A 16,052-nucleotide genomic window follows, 5' to 3' on the forward strand; every position below is an offset into this window, starting at 1 on the left:
TTCACACAGAAGGTGCTTTTTACCTTCTCGTGTGGAAGGTTCTTAGACATGAGGGCCTAGGAGGCAGAGCTGGACAGTAAAGAAAAGCGGAAGCGGTTGTTCAAGCATTCTTATGCGGCAGCCTCCAGCCATCGCTGTATGAAATTCAAACAAATAAGACCTTTTTACTTGATGACAGAAGGTCTTATTTGTTTGTGTCATGTCATATATTCTGCGCTATGTAACACAACTGTAACAAAGTTGTATCCGAATTGGAAACCGAATAATGGTACAATGTAGGGCGTAGTATCTTTTGTAGAATTTTGAAGAAAAAGTTTTACATACATGAGAAGCTGAAATAGCGATTGTTTAGAGACGCAGCGAAAGATTGAATATTGCGATCGCTATGGTTAAACAACGAAGAGTATAAAGTGTCGAAAAAAAATCATTAATATTGGGTGATAAATAATGATAACAATGACGAATGTTTATAAGGAGTATCCAAACGGCATGAAAGCTGCTAATGGACTCACAGTTAAAATTAAGCAAGGTGAATTTGTATATGTAGTAGGACCGAGTGGAGCCGGGAAGTCTACATTTATTAAAATGATGTATCGTGAAGAGAAACCGACTACAGGTTCTATTAATGTAAATGGTTTAGTAATTGAATCTTTAGCAGAGCGCGATGTACCGTATTTCCGTCGCCAGCTAGGCGTGATTTTCCAAGATTTCAAGTTACTTCCGAGGTTAACTGTATATGAAAATGTTGCATTTGCTTTAGAGGTAATTGAAGAAGAGCCAGACGTGATTCGTGAGCGTGTTATGGAAGTGTTAAGTCTTGTAGGTCTTGACGATCGTGCTGATGCATTGCCAAGTGAACTTTCTGGTGGGGAACAACAACGTGTTGCAATTGCAAGAGCGATTGTGAATCGCCCGAAAGTTGTAATTGCCGATGAACCAACAGGTAACCTTGATATGGATACAGCGATGGATATTATGAATATTTTCAAACGCATTAATGAGCGTAATACAACAATTATTATGGCAACGCATAATGCGGATATTGTAAATACAATTCGTCACCGTGTAATTGCGATAGAAGACGGAAAGATTGCTCGAGACGAGATTGAGGGAGGATACGGATATGAAGACTAAAACCCTTAGTCGACATTTACGAGAAGGTGTCAAAAATTTATCCCGTAACGGATGGATGACATTTGCTTCTGTAAGTGCAGTAACAGTTACATTACTGCTTGTAGGTGTCTTTTTAACAGCAATTATGAATATGAACCATTTTGCAACGAACGTAGAGCAAGATGTAGAGATTCGTGTACACATTGATCCAGCGGCTAAGAAAGAAGATCAACAGAAATTAAAAGAAGATATTTCAAAGATTTCGCAAGTCGATTCTATTAAATATTCTTCTAAAGATGAAGAGCTAAAAAGATTGATTAAAAGTTTAGGAGATAGCGGGAAATCCTTTGAGCTATTTGAGCAAGATAACCCATTAAAAGACGTATATATTGTAAAAGCAAAAGAACCAACTGATACAGCAAGTATTGCAAAGAAAATTGAGAAAATGCAATTTGTAAATCAAGTACAATACGGACAAGGTGAAGTAGAAAAACTATTTGATACAGTAAAAGCTGGTCGTAATATTGGTATTGTATTAATTGCTGGTCTTTTATTTACAGCAATGTTCTTAATCTCTAATACAATTAAAATTACAATTTATGCACGAAGCACAGAAATCGAAATTATGAAACTTGTTGGAGCGACAAACTGGTTTATTCGTTGGCCGTTCTTATTAGAAGGGTTATTCCTAGGCATACTAGGGTCGATCATTCCAATTATTGTAATCTTAACTTCGTATAATTCGCTTCAAGCTATGTTTAATGAGAAATTTAGCGGAACAATTTTTGAATTGCTTTCATATAGCCCATTCGTTTTCGAGCTATCTGCATTATTAATGCTAATCGGTGGATTAATCGGTATGTGGGGAAGCGTTATGTCTATCCGTCGTTTCTTAAAAATATAAGTGTAAAAAGTTGCAAACATATTTCGTACAAGCTTATCATATAGTAGAAATAGATAAAGGCATCGCACAATGTGTGATGCCTTTTCATACACCATTGTGTGTTCCGGAAAGGGGAATTCCGCATTGAAACGTAGAGTTGCGATTATTGGAATGATTGTTGCGTTTTTAGTTGGCGCTGGCGGAATGTTTGCAGGTATGTATTGGCTTGAAAATGGCTCTTACACAGTGCAATCAATTACAGGGAATAATGCCAATGTAAAACAAGCGGATTTGGATAAAATTCGCGAAGCGTATGCACTAATTGATTCACGTTATGTTGAGGATGTGAAAGATGACAAGCTTGTTGAAGGAGCTATTCAAGGGATGCTTGCAACACTGAAAGATCCATACTCTACATACATGGATAAGAAAACAGCAACGCAATTTGAGCAATCGCTTGATCCAGAGTTAGAAGGAATTGGTGCTGAAGTAAATAAAACGGATGATAAGTTAATGATTGTTTCGCCGATTAAAGATTCTCCAGCAGAAAAGGCTGGTCTTAAACCGAACGATCAAATTTTAACAGTCGATGGAAATAGTGTGAAAGACTTATCCCGCGAAGAAGCAGTTATGAAAATTCGAGGAAAGAAAGGAACAACGGTTACGCTTGAGGTAAAACGTTCCGGAGTTAGTGATCCGTTAACATTTAAAATTAAGCGTGATAAAATTCCGATTTTCACTGTATTTAGCTCTGTGAAGCAAGAGAATGGGAAAGATATTGGATATATGCAAATCACATCATTCTCTGAAAAAACAGCGAACGAGTTTAAAGATCAATTGAAAGATCTTGAAAAGAAAAATATACAAGGACTTGTTATTGATGTGCGTGGAAATCCAGGTGGTTATTTAACGAGTGTTGAAGATATTTTAAAAGTGCTGATGACAGACCAAAAGCCAATGCTTCAAATAGAACAACGTAATGGTGAAAAGCAAAAGTTCTACACATCATTAAAAGAGAAGAAACCATATCCGATTTCTGTATTAGTCGATAAAGGCAGCGCATCTGCTTCTGAAATTTTAGCAGGGGCTTTAAATGAAGGAGAAGGTTATCCTCTTATTGGTGAGAAAACGTTTGGTAAAGGTACTGTTCAGCAAGCTGTACCGTTTACGGATGGTAGTAATATTAAACTGACGATGTTTAAATGGTTAACACCGGACGGCAATTGGATTCATAAAAAAGGAATTGAACCGACGGTCGAGGTGAAGCAGCCTGATTACTACTATGCAACGCCAATTCAAATTGAAAAAACGTTGTCTTACAATGATAATGATGAGCAAGTGAAGCATGCGCAAGAGATGTTGAAGAGTCTTGGATATGAGCCAGGACGTGAAGATGGCTATTTTAGTAAAGAAACAGAAGCAGCTGTGAAAGCATTCCAAAATGCAAACGATATGGATGCAACGGGTCAGCTTGATAAAAAGACAGCAGAAGCAATCCAAAACAAAATCGTTGAAAAAATTCGTTCTGGTGAAAACGATCTGCAGCTACAAACAGCCTTAAAATTAATGGCGAAATAAAGTGAAACTTCCATTTGGAGATGCTTTTTCTCCAAATGGTTAGTTGAACCAATCGGGCATTTACGGACAGTTTTCAGTTGTCTCTATCTATCTTCGAATGGGACTTTATTTCACTGGTGAAAGGTAAAAAAATATACAGGCTTACGTAGCCTGTATATTTTTTTTATGTGTTAAACAAACGTTTGATTAATTGTGATAAGATAAAATAAAACTGGGGGTATATCCTACATAATGGCAATTAAGTTCTTGTAGGCAGGAAATCGTACTGCTCATTAAGTGCGGCAGAAATGAAATATATTACAAATGGTGGTGAATCGTTTCGTGGAGGTTTGGTCGTTAGAAGTTGTGAAGGCAATTGTGCGTTTCTTCGCACATCCTGCTTTGTATATTTTCTTTATAAGTAGCTTTTTTGTTGGATATTTACGAGTACTACGAGAACGGAAAGATTTTTCCTTTAAGGTGTATGATATTTTGTATGAATTACGTACATCTGCATTCGCAGGAATTGGTTTTGGACTCATTCTATCATTGATTACAGTTGGAATGGGGCTTGTTATTTCACAAGCAAGTGTGTTTATGATAGCAATCTGGACAGTATTCTTTGCTCTTATTGCTCAATATAGATACTTATCTCCTGCATACACATTCGGAATTGCGATTGCAGCGACGTTATTATCTTCAAAACTTCCAGTCTCTTTCTTACAGCTTCGTGAGGGAGAAGAGAGCAGTGTCGTGTCGTTAGCGATTTTACTTGGACTTATGTTAGTTGTGGAAGGTTTGCTTATTTCTAAGAACGCAGCGAACTATTCGACACCGAAATTACGAAAAGGAAAACGTGGTTTAAATATTGGACTGCATGAATCAAAAAGATTATGGTTAGTACCGATATTTGTTCTTGTACCAGGTGACGCTATAACGCAGTTTGTGTCTTGGTGGCCGGTTGTATCTGTCGGATCGCAAAAGTTTTCTTTATTCTTAATTCCATTTTTAATTGGGTTTATGAGAACAATTAAAAGTTTTGAGCCAAAAGGAGCATTGTTATTTACAGGTCGTCGTGTGTTTGGATTAGCTGCAGTTGTTCTTCTATTAGGAATAGCAAGTTACTGGTGGCATACACTAGCAATTGTAGCTATGGGAGCAGCAATGCTTGGTCGTCTTACGATTACTGTGCAAGAACGTTTAGAGGATGAAAAGCGCCCTGCATATTTTTCCTCACGTGACCATGGCTTAGTTGTATTAGATACAATTCCAGGTACAGCTGGAACAACGATGGACTTGAAACCAGGGGAAATGATTGTGAAAGTGAATGGAATCAGTCCGACCAATGTGGACGAGTTTTACAATGCCCTGCAATCAAAAACAACAGGCGCTTTTTGTAAAATGGAAGTTATTGATACGAATGGTGAACTTCGTCTTGTACAACATGCGATTTATGAAGGAGAGCATCACGAACTGGGAATTGTTTTTGTAGAACAAGAGCATCAGTGGGATACGGAAGTTGTGTGATGTGAGTTTTCATAATTAACCGGAATTGTTTCAAAACGAACCGAATCTTTTTCATAATTGATTGATTATGTAAGGGTTCTGGTGTGAAAAATATATGGATTAAAAATATCAGTGTATGTTTTTTGGGGACAGACTTCTCATTTTGAAAAGTCTGTCCTTTTTTAATCCTTCTCATCGCTTCTAGTCCCGCAAGCATTCATTTCTCTGTTTGAAGCGATTTCAACTTTAATTTAATAGATTTTTTGCAAGGGTCTTGAGATTTTGCACCAGAACTAATATAGAGGTATGGTATCTATTATTAGATTAATAATGTATCAATTTCTTCATCATTCCCGTCTAATTCTACGTTCAAGTTCATGTTTCAATCTAGTAATGAGGTTCTTACAAATTTGAGAATAATGTTTTCCTTCTGAACGTACCCAGGCAAAATAGACATCCTGTTGCTGAGGAATTTCAAGTTCAATGATTACAATGTCTTTTTTTTGTAAAGTAGACTCACTAGCAAAAGAATAATCAGGACCAACAGTGATAGCTAATCCGTCTTTAATCGTTTTTTGGATGGCATCTGTATTGTTAGTGGTAAAAAGAATATCAGCAGGGCCGTATGCAGTTGTAAACTGGTTCATAAACCATTCGACGTAATCATCTTTGTATAAAACTAAAGAATGAGCTAACAGCTCTTCTGGAGTAATTGATTTGTTAAATGCTAAAGGTGAATTACGGCTGACCCCAATAACCATTTTTCCTTTTAACAATGGTTCAAACAATAATCCACTACTTTTATGAACAATATCTTCAAATTGAATAATTAGACCCATATCAATCTTATGTTGGCGAATATCATCTAGTATTTCCTGTGAACCTTTTTCAAATATCTCTATTTTTACATTTGGATAATCCTTTTTAAAATTTGTTACTGTATTAACCAATAAGGGCATAGGGCCAGGAATTGTTGCAATTCTTAATTCACCACGTACGGTATTTGAGAACCCGTTAGCCTCATCTTTTAACTCCTGGAGTTTCTTTAGTGCTTCAGCAGCTTTTTTAATAATAACTTTTCCTTCAGCAGTAGGGATTGTACCCAATCGAGAACGTGTAAACAATAATACCCCTAATTCTGCTTCCAAGGCTGAGATAGATTGACTGATAGCAGATAATGTGACATGCATATTTTGTGCTGCAATGGTTAAAGAACCTGCATTTGTAACCTCAACTGCATATTCTAATTGTTCAATGTTCATATAAACACGACCTCTTTTATTAAGTCTTACTTAAGCAATGATAAGTATATTTTAATAATATTTAATGTATAGAAGTGTTACAATTATTGCAAGAAATCCGATAGCGTATAGGAGGACTAGTTATGATGACAAGAAGAGTTGCAGTCATTACAGGTGGAGGAAGTGGAATTGGTCGACAAACATGTATCAAATTTGCAAGAAAAGGAGATCAAGTAGTAGTCGCTGATGTTAATGAAACAGGTGGAAAAGAAACTGTGGAAATCATTAAAGCTGAAGGTGGAGCAGCTATTTTTGTTAAGACAGATGTTTCACAGTACGAGCAAGTAGAAAATCTAGTTAATATTGCAGTAGAAACGTATGGCCGAATTGATATTATGTTTAACAATGCTGGAATTGGCGGTGCAGGTCCAGTGCTTAATCAAAATATGGATCGCTACGAAAAAGTAATTGGGGTTAATCAACATGGTGTTGCCTATGGAATCATAGCAGCAGGAAAGAAGATGAAAGAATTAAATATAAAAGGTGTAATTATAAATACGGCTTCTGTTTTTGGCTTCTTAGCTTCTCCAGGTACATTTGCATATCATGCAACAAAAGGTGCTGTTATTATGATGACAAAATCTGCAGCGCTTGAATTAGCTGAATATGGAATTCGTGTAGTAGCGGTAGCACCAGGAGTTGTCGATACACCTATTCTTCATGGATATAACGATAGTATGATCGAATCTATGAAAACGAAAGTTATGGGTAATGAGTTAACGAATCCAGAAGCGCTTGCTGATGTTGTTTATCTTCTTTCATTAGAAGAAGCAGATGCCATTAATGGGAGTGTAGTAATGGCTGACCACGGATATGCTTCATTTAAATAATGAAATATAAATGTGATTTTTCTAGTTTTTAAATATAAATATACGTAATATTTTTGGAATCTTCCGTTGATTTTTTGATTTATCCCGCTATTCGCGGGCAGTAAGACCCCCACCTCAAGATTGAGAGAGAAGCGAAGAAGCTAGGTGGGGGATAACAGCTGGCATGCGCCCGATTGGTGAGAGCTTTCCATCAGTGGGGGATGAAGGAACCCCACTAATGGAAGTTTCACTTTATAAAAATGAATATGAATGAATTTACTTAGGAAAGGATTTTTTTATATGAAAGGGACTAGCAATATTCCGCAGCCTAAAACTTTCGGGCCACTTCGCAATTTACCATTGTTAAATGGAGAGGAACCTATACAATCAATTTTAAAGCTTTCGTATGAGTATGGACCAATTTTTCAACTTGAATTGCCTGGAAGGACTCGCACCATTGTTTCTAACCATGAATTAGCGGCAGAAGTATGTGATGAATCTCGCTTTGAAAAGAGCGTTGGAACCGCTTTACAAAATGTTCGTGCATTTACTGGCGACGGGTTATTTACGAGCTGGACAAACGAACCAAACTGGCATAAGGCACATAACATTCTGCTTCCTAGTTTTAGTCAGCAAGCTATGAAGGGATATCACTCTATGATGGTTGACCTTGCTATGCAGTTAGTTCAAAAGTGGGAGCGTCTCAACCCTAATGAAAGTATTGATGTACCAGAAGACATGACACGCCTTACGCTAGATACTATTGGGTTATGTGGATTTAATTATCGTTTTAATAGCTTTTATCGTGATACACCGCACCCTTTTATTACTAGCATGGTTCGTTCGCTTGAAGAGGCAATGAACCAATCTCAACGCTTAGGTATACAAGATAAACTAATGGTTATGAAAAAACGTCAGTTTAAGCAAGATATTCAATCTATGTTTGATTTGGTAGATAATATTATTGCAGAGCGTAAAGAAAGTGATAATCAAGATGGAAATGACTTGCTAGCTCATATGCTGAATGGGAAAGATCCGCAAACAGGTGAGATGTTGGACGATGAAAATATTCGTTTCCAAATCATTACTTTTTTAATAGCCGGACATGAGACGACTAGTGGTCTATTGTCATTTGCACTATATTTCCTTTTGAAAAATCCTGATAAGCTTAAGAAGGCATATGAAGAAGTAGATCGAGTTTTAACAGAGCCGATTCCTACATATGAGCAGGTTCAAAAACTTAAATATACTCGTATGATTCTCAATGAGACGTTACGTTTATGGCCAACAGCGCCAGCCATTTCACTTTATGCAAAAGAAGCTACACTTCTTGGCGGAAAGTACCATATAGAAAAGGGAAGAGAGGTTACAGTTCTCATACCAAAGCTTCACCGTGATACGGATGTATGGGGGGATGCTGTTGAAGATTTCCAACCTGAGAGATTTGAAAGTATTGCACAAATTGCCACGCATGCATATAAGCCATTTGGGAATGGTCAAAGAGCTTGTATTGGACAACAATTTGCACTTCAGGAAGCTACTTTAGTATTAGGTATGATTCTTCAATATTTTGAAATTATCGACCATACAGACTATCAATTAAAAGTTAAGGAAACATTAACTTTGAAACCAGATGGATTTACTATGTGTGTCAAACCGCGAACTAAAAAAGTTACCTTCGCTGTTTCTGATTCAAAAGTTACAGTGCCAACAGAGCAGGAAGTAAAGCATAACTTTAAAACTGTTGTCGATTCGCATCATACACCGCTACTAGTACTTTATGGATCAAACCTTGGAACAGCGGAAGGACTCGCACGAAAACTTGCTGACACTGCTCGCTTTCAAGGATTTGAGAGTGAAGTGGCGCCACTTGATGAGTATACTGAAAAGCTTCCTAGAGATGGAGTCGTGTGTATTATTACTTCTTCATATAATGGTAATCCACCTGATAATGCAAAGGAATTTGTGCATTGGATAAGTGAGTTAGAAGACGAAACCCTTAAAGGAGTAAATTATGCTGTTTTTGGATGCGGCGACCGTAATTGGGCTAGCACATATCAACGTATTCCAAGATTGATTGACGAACAATTGGCCTTAAAGGGTGCGACTCGTCTCACTATACGTGGCGAGGGTGACGTGAATGAAGACTTTGAGTTCCAGTTTGATGAGTGGCAAAATCAGCTATGGGAAGATGTAGCAAAAGCTTTGAATTTAGAAGTTAATAAAAATGAAAAACGTTCGGAAAATAAACTTAAATTACAATTTGTTAGCGAATTGACAAGTACGCCTCTAGCGAAAACGTATAATGCACTTTCGGCGTATGTTATAGAAAATCGTGAGCTTCAAACAGAGAAAAGTGTACACAGTACGCGCCATATTGAAATTACTTTGCCTGAAGGTATTCAATACCGAGAGGGTGATCATCTAGGAGTCTTACCACAGAATAGAAAAGATCTTGTAGAACGTGTTTTACAACGATATGGATTAAATGGGAAAGATGTTCTTCTTCTGAGCGGAAATGATCACAGTATTGCACATCTTCCTTTAGAGCAGTCTATATGTGTTTATGAACTGCTTGCAAATTATGTTGAATTACAAGAGCCGGTGACACGGACGCAACTTCGTGAATTAGCGGCATATACGGTTTGTCCGCCTCATAAACGAGAGTTAGAAGCTCTTTTAGAGGAAGAGGCATACAAAACAAATATTCTTCAAAAACGTACGACTATGCTTGATTTACTTGAGAAATATCCGGCTTGTGAATTGCCATTTGAAAGATTTTTAGAACTTCTTCCACCGCTAAAAGTTCGATACTATTCAATTTCTAGTTCACCGCAAATTGTTTCGAATCGTGCGAGTATTACAGTTGGTGTTGTACGAGGGCCATCATGGAGCGGGCGTGGTGAATACTTGGGAGTTGCTTCAAACTATTTGGCCGAGCGACAAGTAGGAGATGCTATCGCATGTTTTATCCGTAATCCACAATCAGGGTTTCACTTGCCAGAAAATCCTGAGAAGCCAATTATTATGGTTGGACCTGGAACAGGAGTTGCCCCATTCTTAGGATTTTTGCAAGCACGTCGTGTTCAAAAGCAAGAAGGACATAAATTGGGAGAAGCGCATTTGTACTTTGGCTGTCGTCATCCTGAACAGGATTATCTTTACCGTGAAGAGTTAGAGCGTGCGCAAGAGGATGGACTAGTAATGCTTCACACAGCGTTCTCTCGTTTAGAAGGGCAATCCAAAACATATGTACAACATCTGATGAAACAGGATGCAAACGAATTAATTCGTTTACTTGATGAGGGTGGTCAACTTTATGTATGTGGAGATGGAAGTCGAATGGCTCCAGATGTAGAGAGAGTTTTATGTGAAAACTACCAAATTCATCATGGTGTTGATGAGCAGAAAGCGAAAGACTGGCTTGATCATTTGCAATCCGAAGGAAGATATGCAAAGGATGTTTGGGCAGGTATATAAATTTTATTTTTTAATTTGATGGTGATGTGGCGGTAGCTCATTAATTGGGATAAGATAAATATCGTAAAAAACCTAGTTATTCATTTATGTGTTCTTCATATTGGATAGCTAGGTTTTTTATTTGTTTCCTTAAGTTGATAGCGATACTCCAAAAAGAAAAAATCGGTGCCGTGTCCCTACAACCTGGCTTTGCACACATCTATGCTGAACTCCATGTTAAAATTAACAAGCAGGATTACTTGATTAAAGTTTTACTTTAGGTTTATATACTATAGTATAGACAAAGTAACATACATAGAAAGGAACGATGAAATATGCCAAAGCAACAAATTGGAGTTGTTGGTGTGGGCGTTATGGGAAAAAGCCTCGCACTTAACTTTGAGAGTAAAGGGTATTCTGTTGCCCTATATGATATTTCAAAGGAAAAAGTAAATGAAATCATTGAGGAAAACCGTGGTAAAAACTTAGTTGGTACTCATATGGTTGAAGAGTTTGTTAACTCACTTGAATCACCTAGAAAGATTTTATTAATGGTTAATGCAGGAGAAATTACAGATAAGGCAATTGATTCTCTGCTTCCTCACCTCGATAAAGGTGATATTTTAATTGACGGTGGTAATACATACTTTGGCGATACAATTCGCCGAAACAAACGTCTTGCTGAAGAAGGAATCAATTTCATTGGTGCAGGTGTGTCAGGCGGAGAAGAGGGCGCATTGAAAGGGCCGTCTATTATGCCGGGCGGACAGAAAGATGCATATGAAAAAGTGAAGGATATGCTTGAAAACATCTCTGCGAAAGTGAATGGCGAGCCTTGCTGTTCTTATATCGGACCTGATGGAGCAGGCCACTATGTAAAGATGGTTCACAATGGTATTGAGTATGGAGATATGCAATTAATTTGTGAAGCATATTTCTTCTTGAAACAAACACTTGATTTGACTGCAGAAGAGTTTCACGAAATATTTGCTGAATGGAATAAGGGCGAACTGAACAGCTACCTAATCGAGATTACAGCAGATATATTCACGAAGAAAGATGAAGAAACTGGAAAGCCGTTAGTGGATGTTATTCTTGATACTGCGGGACAAAAGGGTACAGGGAAATGGACAAGCCAAAGCGCGCTTGATTTAGGTATATCTCTCCCTATTATCACGGAATCTGTATTTGCACGTTGTATTTCTGCTTTAAAAGAAGAGCGTGTGAACGCAAGCAAAGTATTATCTGGCCCTAAAGATAAACCAGCACTTGGAATTGAAAAAGCAGAATTAATTGAAGCAGTGCGTCAAGCTTTATATATGAGTAAAATTTGTTCTTATGCGCAAGGATTTACGCAATTGAAGGCAGCTTCTGAGGAGTATGACTGGAACCTTGATTTCGGCAGCATTTCTATGCTTTGGAGAGGTGGATGCATTATTCGTGCAGCCTTTTTACAAAACATTAAAGAGGCTTATGACAATAACACTGACTTACCGAACCTTTTACTTGACCCATATTTTAAAGAAATTGTGGAGTCATACCAAGGCGGATTACGTCAAATTATCTCATTAGCTGTACAACAAGGTATTCCGGTACCTGCATTTTCAGCGGCGATTTCTTACTATGACAGCTATCGTACGGCAACACTGCCTGCAAATCTGCTACAAGCGCAGCGCGATTATTTCGGAGCACATACGTATAAACGAGTGGATAAAGAAGGTACATTCCATACAAAATGGATATAAGATAAAAAATGGACCAAGGTTTCAATCTTGGTCCATTTTTTATCCCGCATTAACGGGTAGTTTCACTTTATTGAAATAATAACACACGCGCTGGTGCTGCATCTGTACCCATTAGTTTTAATGGAGCCGCGACCATAAAGTATGTTCCTGCTTCTACTTCTTTAAATGTTAATCCTTCGATTACAATAATATCGTGTGCAAATAGTGTTTTATGGGTTGGATGACCTTCTTGTGCACGTTCAACACCTAATGCATCAATACCGACACCGCGAATGCCTTTTTCAGCAAGCAGCTTCGCACCGCTTTCAGCTAAATAAATAAAATCAAAGTTAAATCCCTCATCAAAGGAGTTCTTTGTTTTAAATAAGACAAAATCACCCTTTTGAATATCGAAATCTTTCAGGTCTTCAGCAGTAATGCCACCTTCAACGTGTGTCAGGTCAAAAACCTTTGCTTCGCCTACTAATTTCTCGATATCAAGCGTTTCAAACGTGTCTCCGTCATTGATCATATGCAAAGGCGCATCAATATGAGTTCCTGTATGAGCATCCATTTTTAATGTGGATTCTGTTACATGACCGTTTGTAACCTTTGAAAGTTGGGGCTGTTTTTCTGGTTTATTTTTATATACCGGCATTCCTTCGTAAATAGGTACTGTAATGTCATATACTTTTTTCATGAAAATTCTCCTTTCGCTTTTGCTATGATTAGATTGAGTAGTCACCATCATCTAAAATTGGCCACCACTGGAAGCCGTTTTCAGCAAGCAGATCATCAGAAGCTTGAGGCCCCATTGATCCTGATTCGTAAGTAAGTAAATCGGTTGATACATCCTGTTTCCATGCTTTAGAAATCACATCAACAAATTTCCATGATAACCCTACTTCATCCCAGTGAGTAAAGTTTGTTGCATCGCCTTGAATTGCATCATATAGGAGCTTCTCATAAGCTTCTGGTGTATTTACCCCGTCCACGCAGTCATTGCAGTAATCAAGTTTAAATGGTGTCGTCTTTTCAGAAGTACCGATTTTCTTACCGTTTAAAACAAGAGAAATTCCCTCATCCGGCTGAATATGAATAATAAGCAGGTTCGGATGAACGTTGTTTTCTGATTTAGAATATAAATTCATTGGCAATTCCTTGAACTGAATGACGATTTTTGTTGATTTTTCTTGCATGCGTTTACCTGTACGAATGTAGATCGGCACACCTGCCCAGCGGAAATTGTCTATTAATAATTTACCCGCCACAAATGTTTCCGTTCTTGAGTTTGGATCTACTTTACTTTCGCTTCTGTATCCAGGAACTTCTTTTCCATTGATTGTTCCTGGACCATACTGACTTCGTACAAAATATTGATCCACTTCTTCTACTGTTATTGGTCGAAGTGCACGTAATACTTTAATTTTTTCGCTTCGGATTTCTTCTGTTGTTAAACGAATTGGTGGTTCCATCGCCAGTAAAGCAACCATTTGTAATATATGATTTTGTACCATGTCCCTTAAGGCGCCGGAATTGTCATAGTAACCTCCGCGATCTTCTACACCTAAAGATTCACTGGATGTAATTTGAATATTAGAGATGTATCTATTATTCCACAGTGATTCAAATATTGCATTTGCAAAACGAATGACACCAATGTTTTGAACCATTTCTTTTCCTAGATAATGGTCAATACGATAAATTTCATCTTCCGCAAATGCGTGACGAAGTTCCTCGTTTAACTTTTGTGCTGATGGCAAGTCATGCCCAAAAGGCTTTTCAATAATCAATCGATTCCAGCCGCCTGAGTTTGTCACACCTTCGGATTTCAAGTAAGAAGCGATTGTTCCGAAAAATTCAGGGGCCATTGCCATATAAAACATTCTGTTTCCTGGAATATTGAATTGTTCTTCTAGGTTAGTAAGTAATGCATTCAAATCTTGGTACGAAGCAGTATTCGTAACATCAAACGCTAAGTATCGGAAATGAGTTAAAAATTCATCTAAATCATCCCCTGGTTTAATTTTTGACTCTTGAATAGAGGAAAGTACATTTTCACGAAATACATCATCACTCCATTCACGTCTTGCCACACCAACAACAGCAAAATTTTTAGAGAGCTGCCCTTTTTTATATAGGCTATATATAGAAGGGAATAATTTTCTCTTCGCTAAATCTCCTGTTGCTCCAAATATAACCATAGTGCAATATGCATTGTCGTTCTTGTTCACTGGGTACCCTCACCTTTATTAATGAATATTGAATAGTATCTCAGAAGATTTTAACACAATTTGAAAGAAGTCTCCTACTTTTAAGTATGTGTAGGGAAGTAATAAATCTTTTAAATTATTTTAAGGCGAAGGTTATAGAAAATCAAAAGAAAAGCACGAAATCATCATTACAATGTAATTTAGTTATTTTGAAGTTAGAAGAGGAGAGTAAATACTGTTGCTTTGAAATAAGGTTTGATCAAAAACACCTCGCAAACCTGTGTTTTAAGATAAATAAAAAGAATCCAATTTGAAAAAAGATTGATCATTTTCTACCTGTGATCTACCACAATCGCGCCCGATTGTGGTAGATCATTGCTTAATATTATTTAAGATAACCACCAGTTCAATAAGGATAAGTCAATCACGCTTTGTTACAAAACAATTCGTCCTGATTCAATATCATCATTAATAGCTACTTTGTATGTACCATTGCGAATCCTTTTTAGTATTTCTCTTCCTTTTTGCTGTTCAGCTGAAGCTATTTCTTTATTCATTTCCAATTGTTTTAGTAATCGAATGGCTGCCACATTGTTTTTATATTTTGTTTTATCTGCACTTTAATTTATCCACCTCCTGCGTCTCTTTTTGGGTCGAGAATGTGAGAAATAGGTTGACTGTAAAAATAAAATGCTGTATTTTAATTTTGACTGACTTGATCAATTTAAGGAATGTTAATGATATGAACTCGAAGGGGGCGGGTGCAGCGTGGCACCATTAAATGAAGAGCAGCTGATCCAGATCCGCGATGAGCGCAGGGAACAGATTTTGGCCGCTGCCTTAAGCGTATTTTCCAGACGCGGCGTTACTGGAACCAAAATGAGTATGATTGTGAAGGAAGCAGGCATTAGCCATGGCCTAGTGTACCATTATTTCAAATCCAAGGAAGAGCTTTTCGTTACGCTTGTCAAAGGTGCTATAGAGGGTGCGCAGGAAGCCATGTCGTTCGTTACATCCCTTTCGGGAACTGCTTATGATAAAATCAGAAAATTGGTTGAAGAAATGATGGATGAGGAAGGAGCCCCGTATTTTCAGCTGATTTATCAGGCAAGAACGTCCGATGGCGTGCCTGAAGAAGCGAGAATATTGATCAACCAATACACGTTGGACGATTATGTTAGCATCCTTCGGCCTTTGTTCGAAGAGGGACAAAGGGATGGGACGATTGCACCGGGGGATCCGGGAGAATTGATTGCCGGCTTCCTGACGGTACTAACCGGAGTGATGATGGTGGGATCGGTGGATGAACGGCAGTTTCGCATCCCGGATATCGAAATGCTGATGAGGATGATCAGCAAATAAAGCACCTATCGCCTCATTGCAGGCGGTGAAGTGAACCCAAAAAGTTAGACGCATATTTTAAGCAGCTAATGAGGAATGAGTTCTGTATTGTACAGGGCTCATTCCTTTTAGTTTTGTTTTGATTC

The 16,052-nt window shown here is 37.8% G+C and carries 11 protein-coding genes; 8 read left to right on the top strand and 3 right to left on the bottom strand.

Translation table 11 applies throughout. From position 1 onward, the window contains the following. Nucleotides 1–447 precede the first annotated feature (447 nt). The 4 genes from ftsE to LRP84_RS06885 all read left to right on the top strand — a co-directional run bounded on the left by ftsE (nucleotide 448) and on the right by LRP84_RS06885 (nucleotide 5,080). The gene (gene ftsE / locus LRP84_RS06870; RefSeq protein ID WP_302850578.1) at nucleotides 448–1,134 is read left to right on the top strand and encodes a cell division ATP-binding protein FtsE; all 687 of its coding nucleotides are present in this window, start codon (nucleotides 448–450) and stop codon (nucleotides 1,132–1,134) included. Continuing rightward, a complete protein-coding gene (gene ftsX / locus LRP84_RS06875; RefSeq protein ID WP_230574390.1) occupies nucleotides 1,124–2,017 on the top strand; it encodes a permease-like cell division protein FtsX in 894 nt (297 codons plus the stop codon). The genes ftsE and ftsX overlap by 11 nt, the downstream gene beginning before the upstream one ends. A gap of 123 nt (nucleotides 2,018–2,140) precedes the next feature. Then, nucleotides 2,141–3,574 (top strand): S41 family peptidase, encoded by a 1,434-nt coding sequence (locus LRP84_RS06880; protein ID WP_230574391.1) that lies wholly within the window; start codon nucleotides 2,141–2,143, stop codon nucleotides 3,572–3,574. Nucleotides 3,575–3,877: 303 nt separating this feature from the next. Further along, the gene (locus LRP84_RS06885) at nucleotides 3,878–5,080 is read left to right on the top strand and encodes a PDZ domain-containing protein (protein WP_230574392.1); all 1,203 of its coding nucleotides are present in this window, start codon (nucleotides 3,878–3,880) and stop codon (nucleotides 5,078–5,080) included. Between the two features lie 326 nt (nucleotides 5,081–5,406). On the opposite strand, the gene LRP84_RS06890 is transcribed toward LRP84_RS06885, so the two are convergent. Further along, a complete protein-coding gene (locus tag LRP84_RS06890) occupies nucleotides 5,407–6,321 on the bottom strand; it encodes a LysR family transcriptional regulator (protein WP_230574393.1) in 915 nt (304 codons plus the stop codon). 122 nt (nucleotides 6,322–6,443) lie between these two features. Between LRP84_RS06890 and LRP84_RS06895 the strand changes: the two genes are divergently transcribed. From LRP84_RS06895 to gnd, 3 genes are all read left to right on the top strand, one after another. Continuing rightward, complete coding sequence (locus tag LRP84_RS06895) at nucleotides 6,444–7,190, top strand: SDR family NAD(P)-dependent oxidoreductase (RefSeq protein WP_230574394.1); 747 nt, start codon at nucleotides 6,444–6,446, stop codon at nucleotides 7,188–7,190. 279 nt (nucleotides 7,191–7,469) lie between these two features. Continuing rightward, complete coding sequence (locus LRP84_RS06900; RefSeq protein WP_230574395.1) at nucleotides 7,470–10,649, top strand: bifunctional cytochrome P450/NADPH--P450 reductase; 3,180 nt, start codon at nucleotides 7,470–7,472, stop codon at nucleotides 10,647–10,649. Between the two features lie 314 nt (nucleotides 10,650–10,963). Next, nucleotides 10,964–12,373 carry an NADP-dependent phosphogluconate dehydrogenase gene (gene gnd, locus LRP84_RS06905; RefSeq protein WP_230574396.1) on the top strand — a complete coding sequence of 470 codons (1,410 nt, stop codon included), beginning with the start codon at nucleotides 10,964–10,966 and terminating at the stop codon, nucleotides 12,371–12,373. Between the two features lie 67 nt (nucleotides 12,374–12,440). Here the strand turns inward: gnd and LRP84_RS06910 are convergent, their stop codons facing one another. Both LRP84_RS06910 and zwf read right to left on the bottom strand, forming a co-directional pair. Then, nucleotides 12,441–13,052 (bottom strand): cyclase family protein, encoded by a 612-nt coding sequence (locus LRP84_RS06910; protein ID WP_230574397.1) that lies wholly within the window; start codon nucleotides 13,050–13,052, stop codon nucleotides 12,441–12,443. 28 nt (nucleotides 13,053–13,080) lie between these two features. Then, complete coding sequence (gene zwf, locus LRP84_RS06915; RefSeq protein ID WP_230574409.1) at nucleotides 13,081–14,556, bottom strand: glucose-6-phosphate dehydrogenase; 1,476 nt, start codon at nucleotides 14,554–14,556, stop codon at nucleotides 13,081–13,083. Between the two features lie 777 nt (nucleotides 14,557–15,333). On the opposite strand from zwf, the gene LRP84_RS06920 reads away from it, so the two are divergent. Then, complete coding sequence (locus tag LRP84_RS06920; RefSeq protein ID WP_230574398.1) at nucleotides 15,334–15,927, top strand: TetR/AcrR family transcriptional regulator; 594 nt, start codon at nucleotides 15,334–15,336, stop codon at nucleotides 15,925–15,927. The last annotated feature ends 125 nt before the right edge of the window (nucleotides 15,928–16,052 follow it).

It is taken from the genome of Bacillus rhizoplanae (assembly GCF_917563915.1).
Lineage (GTDB): Bacteria > Bacillota > Bacilli > Bacillales > Bacillaceae_G > Bacillus_A > Bacillus_A rhizoplanae.

Excerpts from the sequence above, each read along its gene's own strand:
- LRP84_RS06895 (WP_230574394.1), top strand. The coding sequence starts at position 6,444 with ATGATGACAAGAAGAGTTGCAGTCATTACAGGTGGAGGAAGTGGAATT.
- ftsE (WP_302850578.1), top strand. The coding sequence starts at position 448 with ATGATAACAATGACGAATGTTTATAAGGAGTATCCAAACGGCATGAAA.
- LRP84_RS06910 (WP_230574397.1), bottom strand. The coding sequence starts at position 13,052 with ATGAAAAAAGTATATGACATTACAGTACCTATTTACGAAGGAATGCCG.
- LRP84_RS06890 (WP_230574393.1), bottom strand. The coding sequence starts at position 6,321 with ATGAACATTGAACAATTAGAATATGCAGTTGAGGTTACAAATGCAGGT.
- zwf (WP_230574409.1), bottom strand. The coding sequence starts at position 14,556 with ATGGTTATATTTGGAGCAACAGGAGATTTAGCGAAGAGAAAATTATTC.
- gnd (WP_230574396.1), top strand. The coding sequence starts at position 10,964 with ATGCCAAAGCAACAAATTGGAGTTGTTGGTGTGGGCGTTATGGGAAAA.
- LRP84_RS06885 (WP_230574392.1), top strand. The coding sequence starts at position 3,878 with ATGGTGGTGAATCGTTTCGTGGAGGTTTGGTCGTTAGAAGTTGTGAAG.
- ftsX (WP_230574390.1), top strand. The coding sequence starts at position 1,124 with ATGAAGACTAAAACCCTTAGTCGACATTTACGAGAAGGTGTCAAAAAT.
- LRP84_RS06900 (WP_230574395.1), top strand. The coding sequence starts at position 7,470 with ATGAAAGGGACTAGCAATATTCCGCAGCCTAAAACTTTCGGGCCACTT.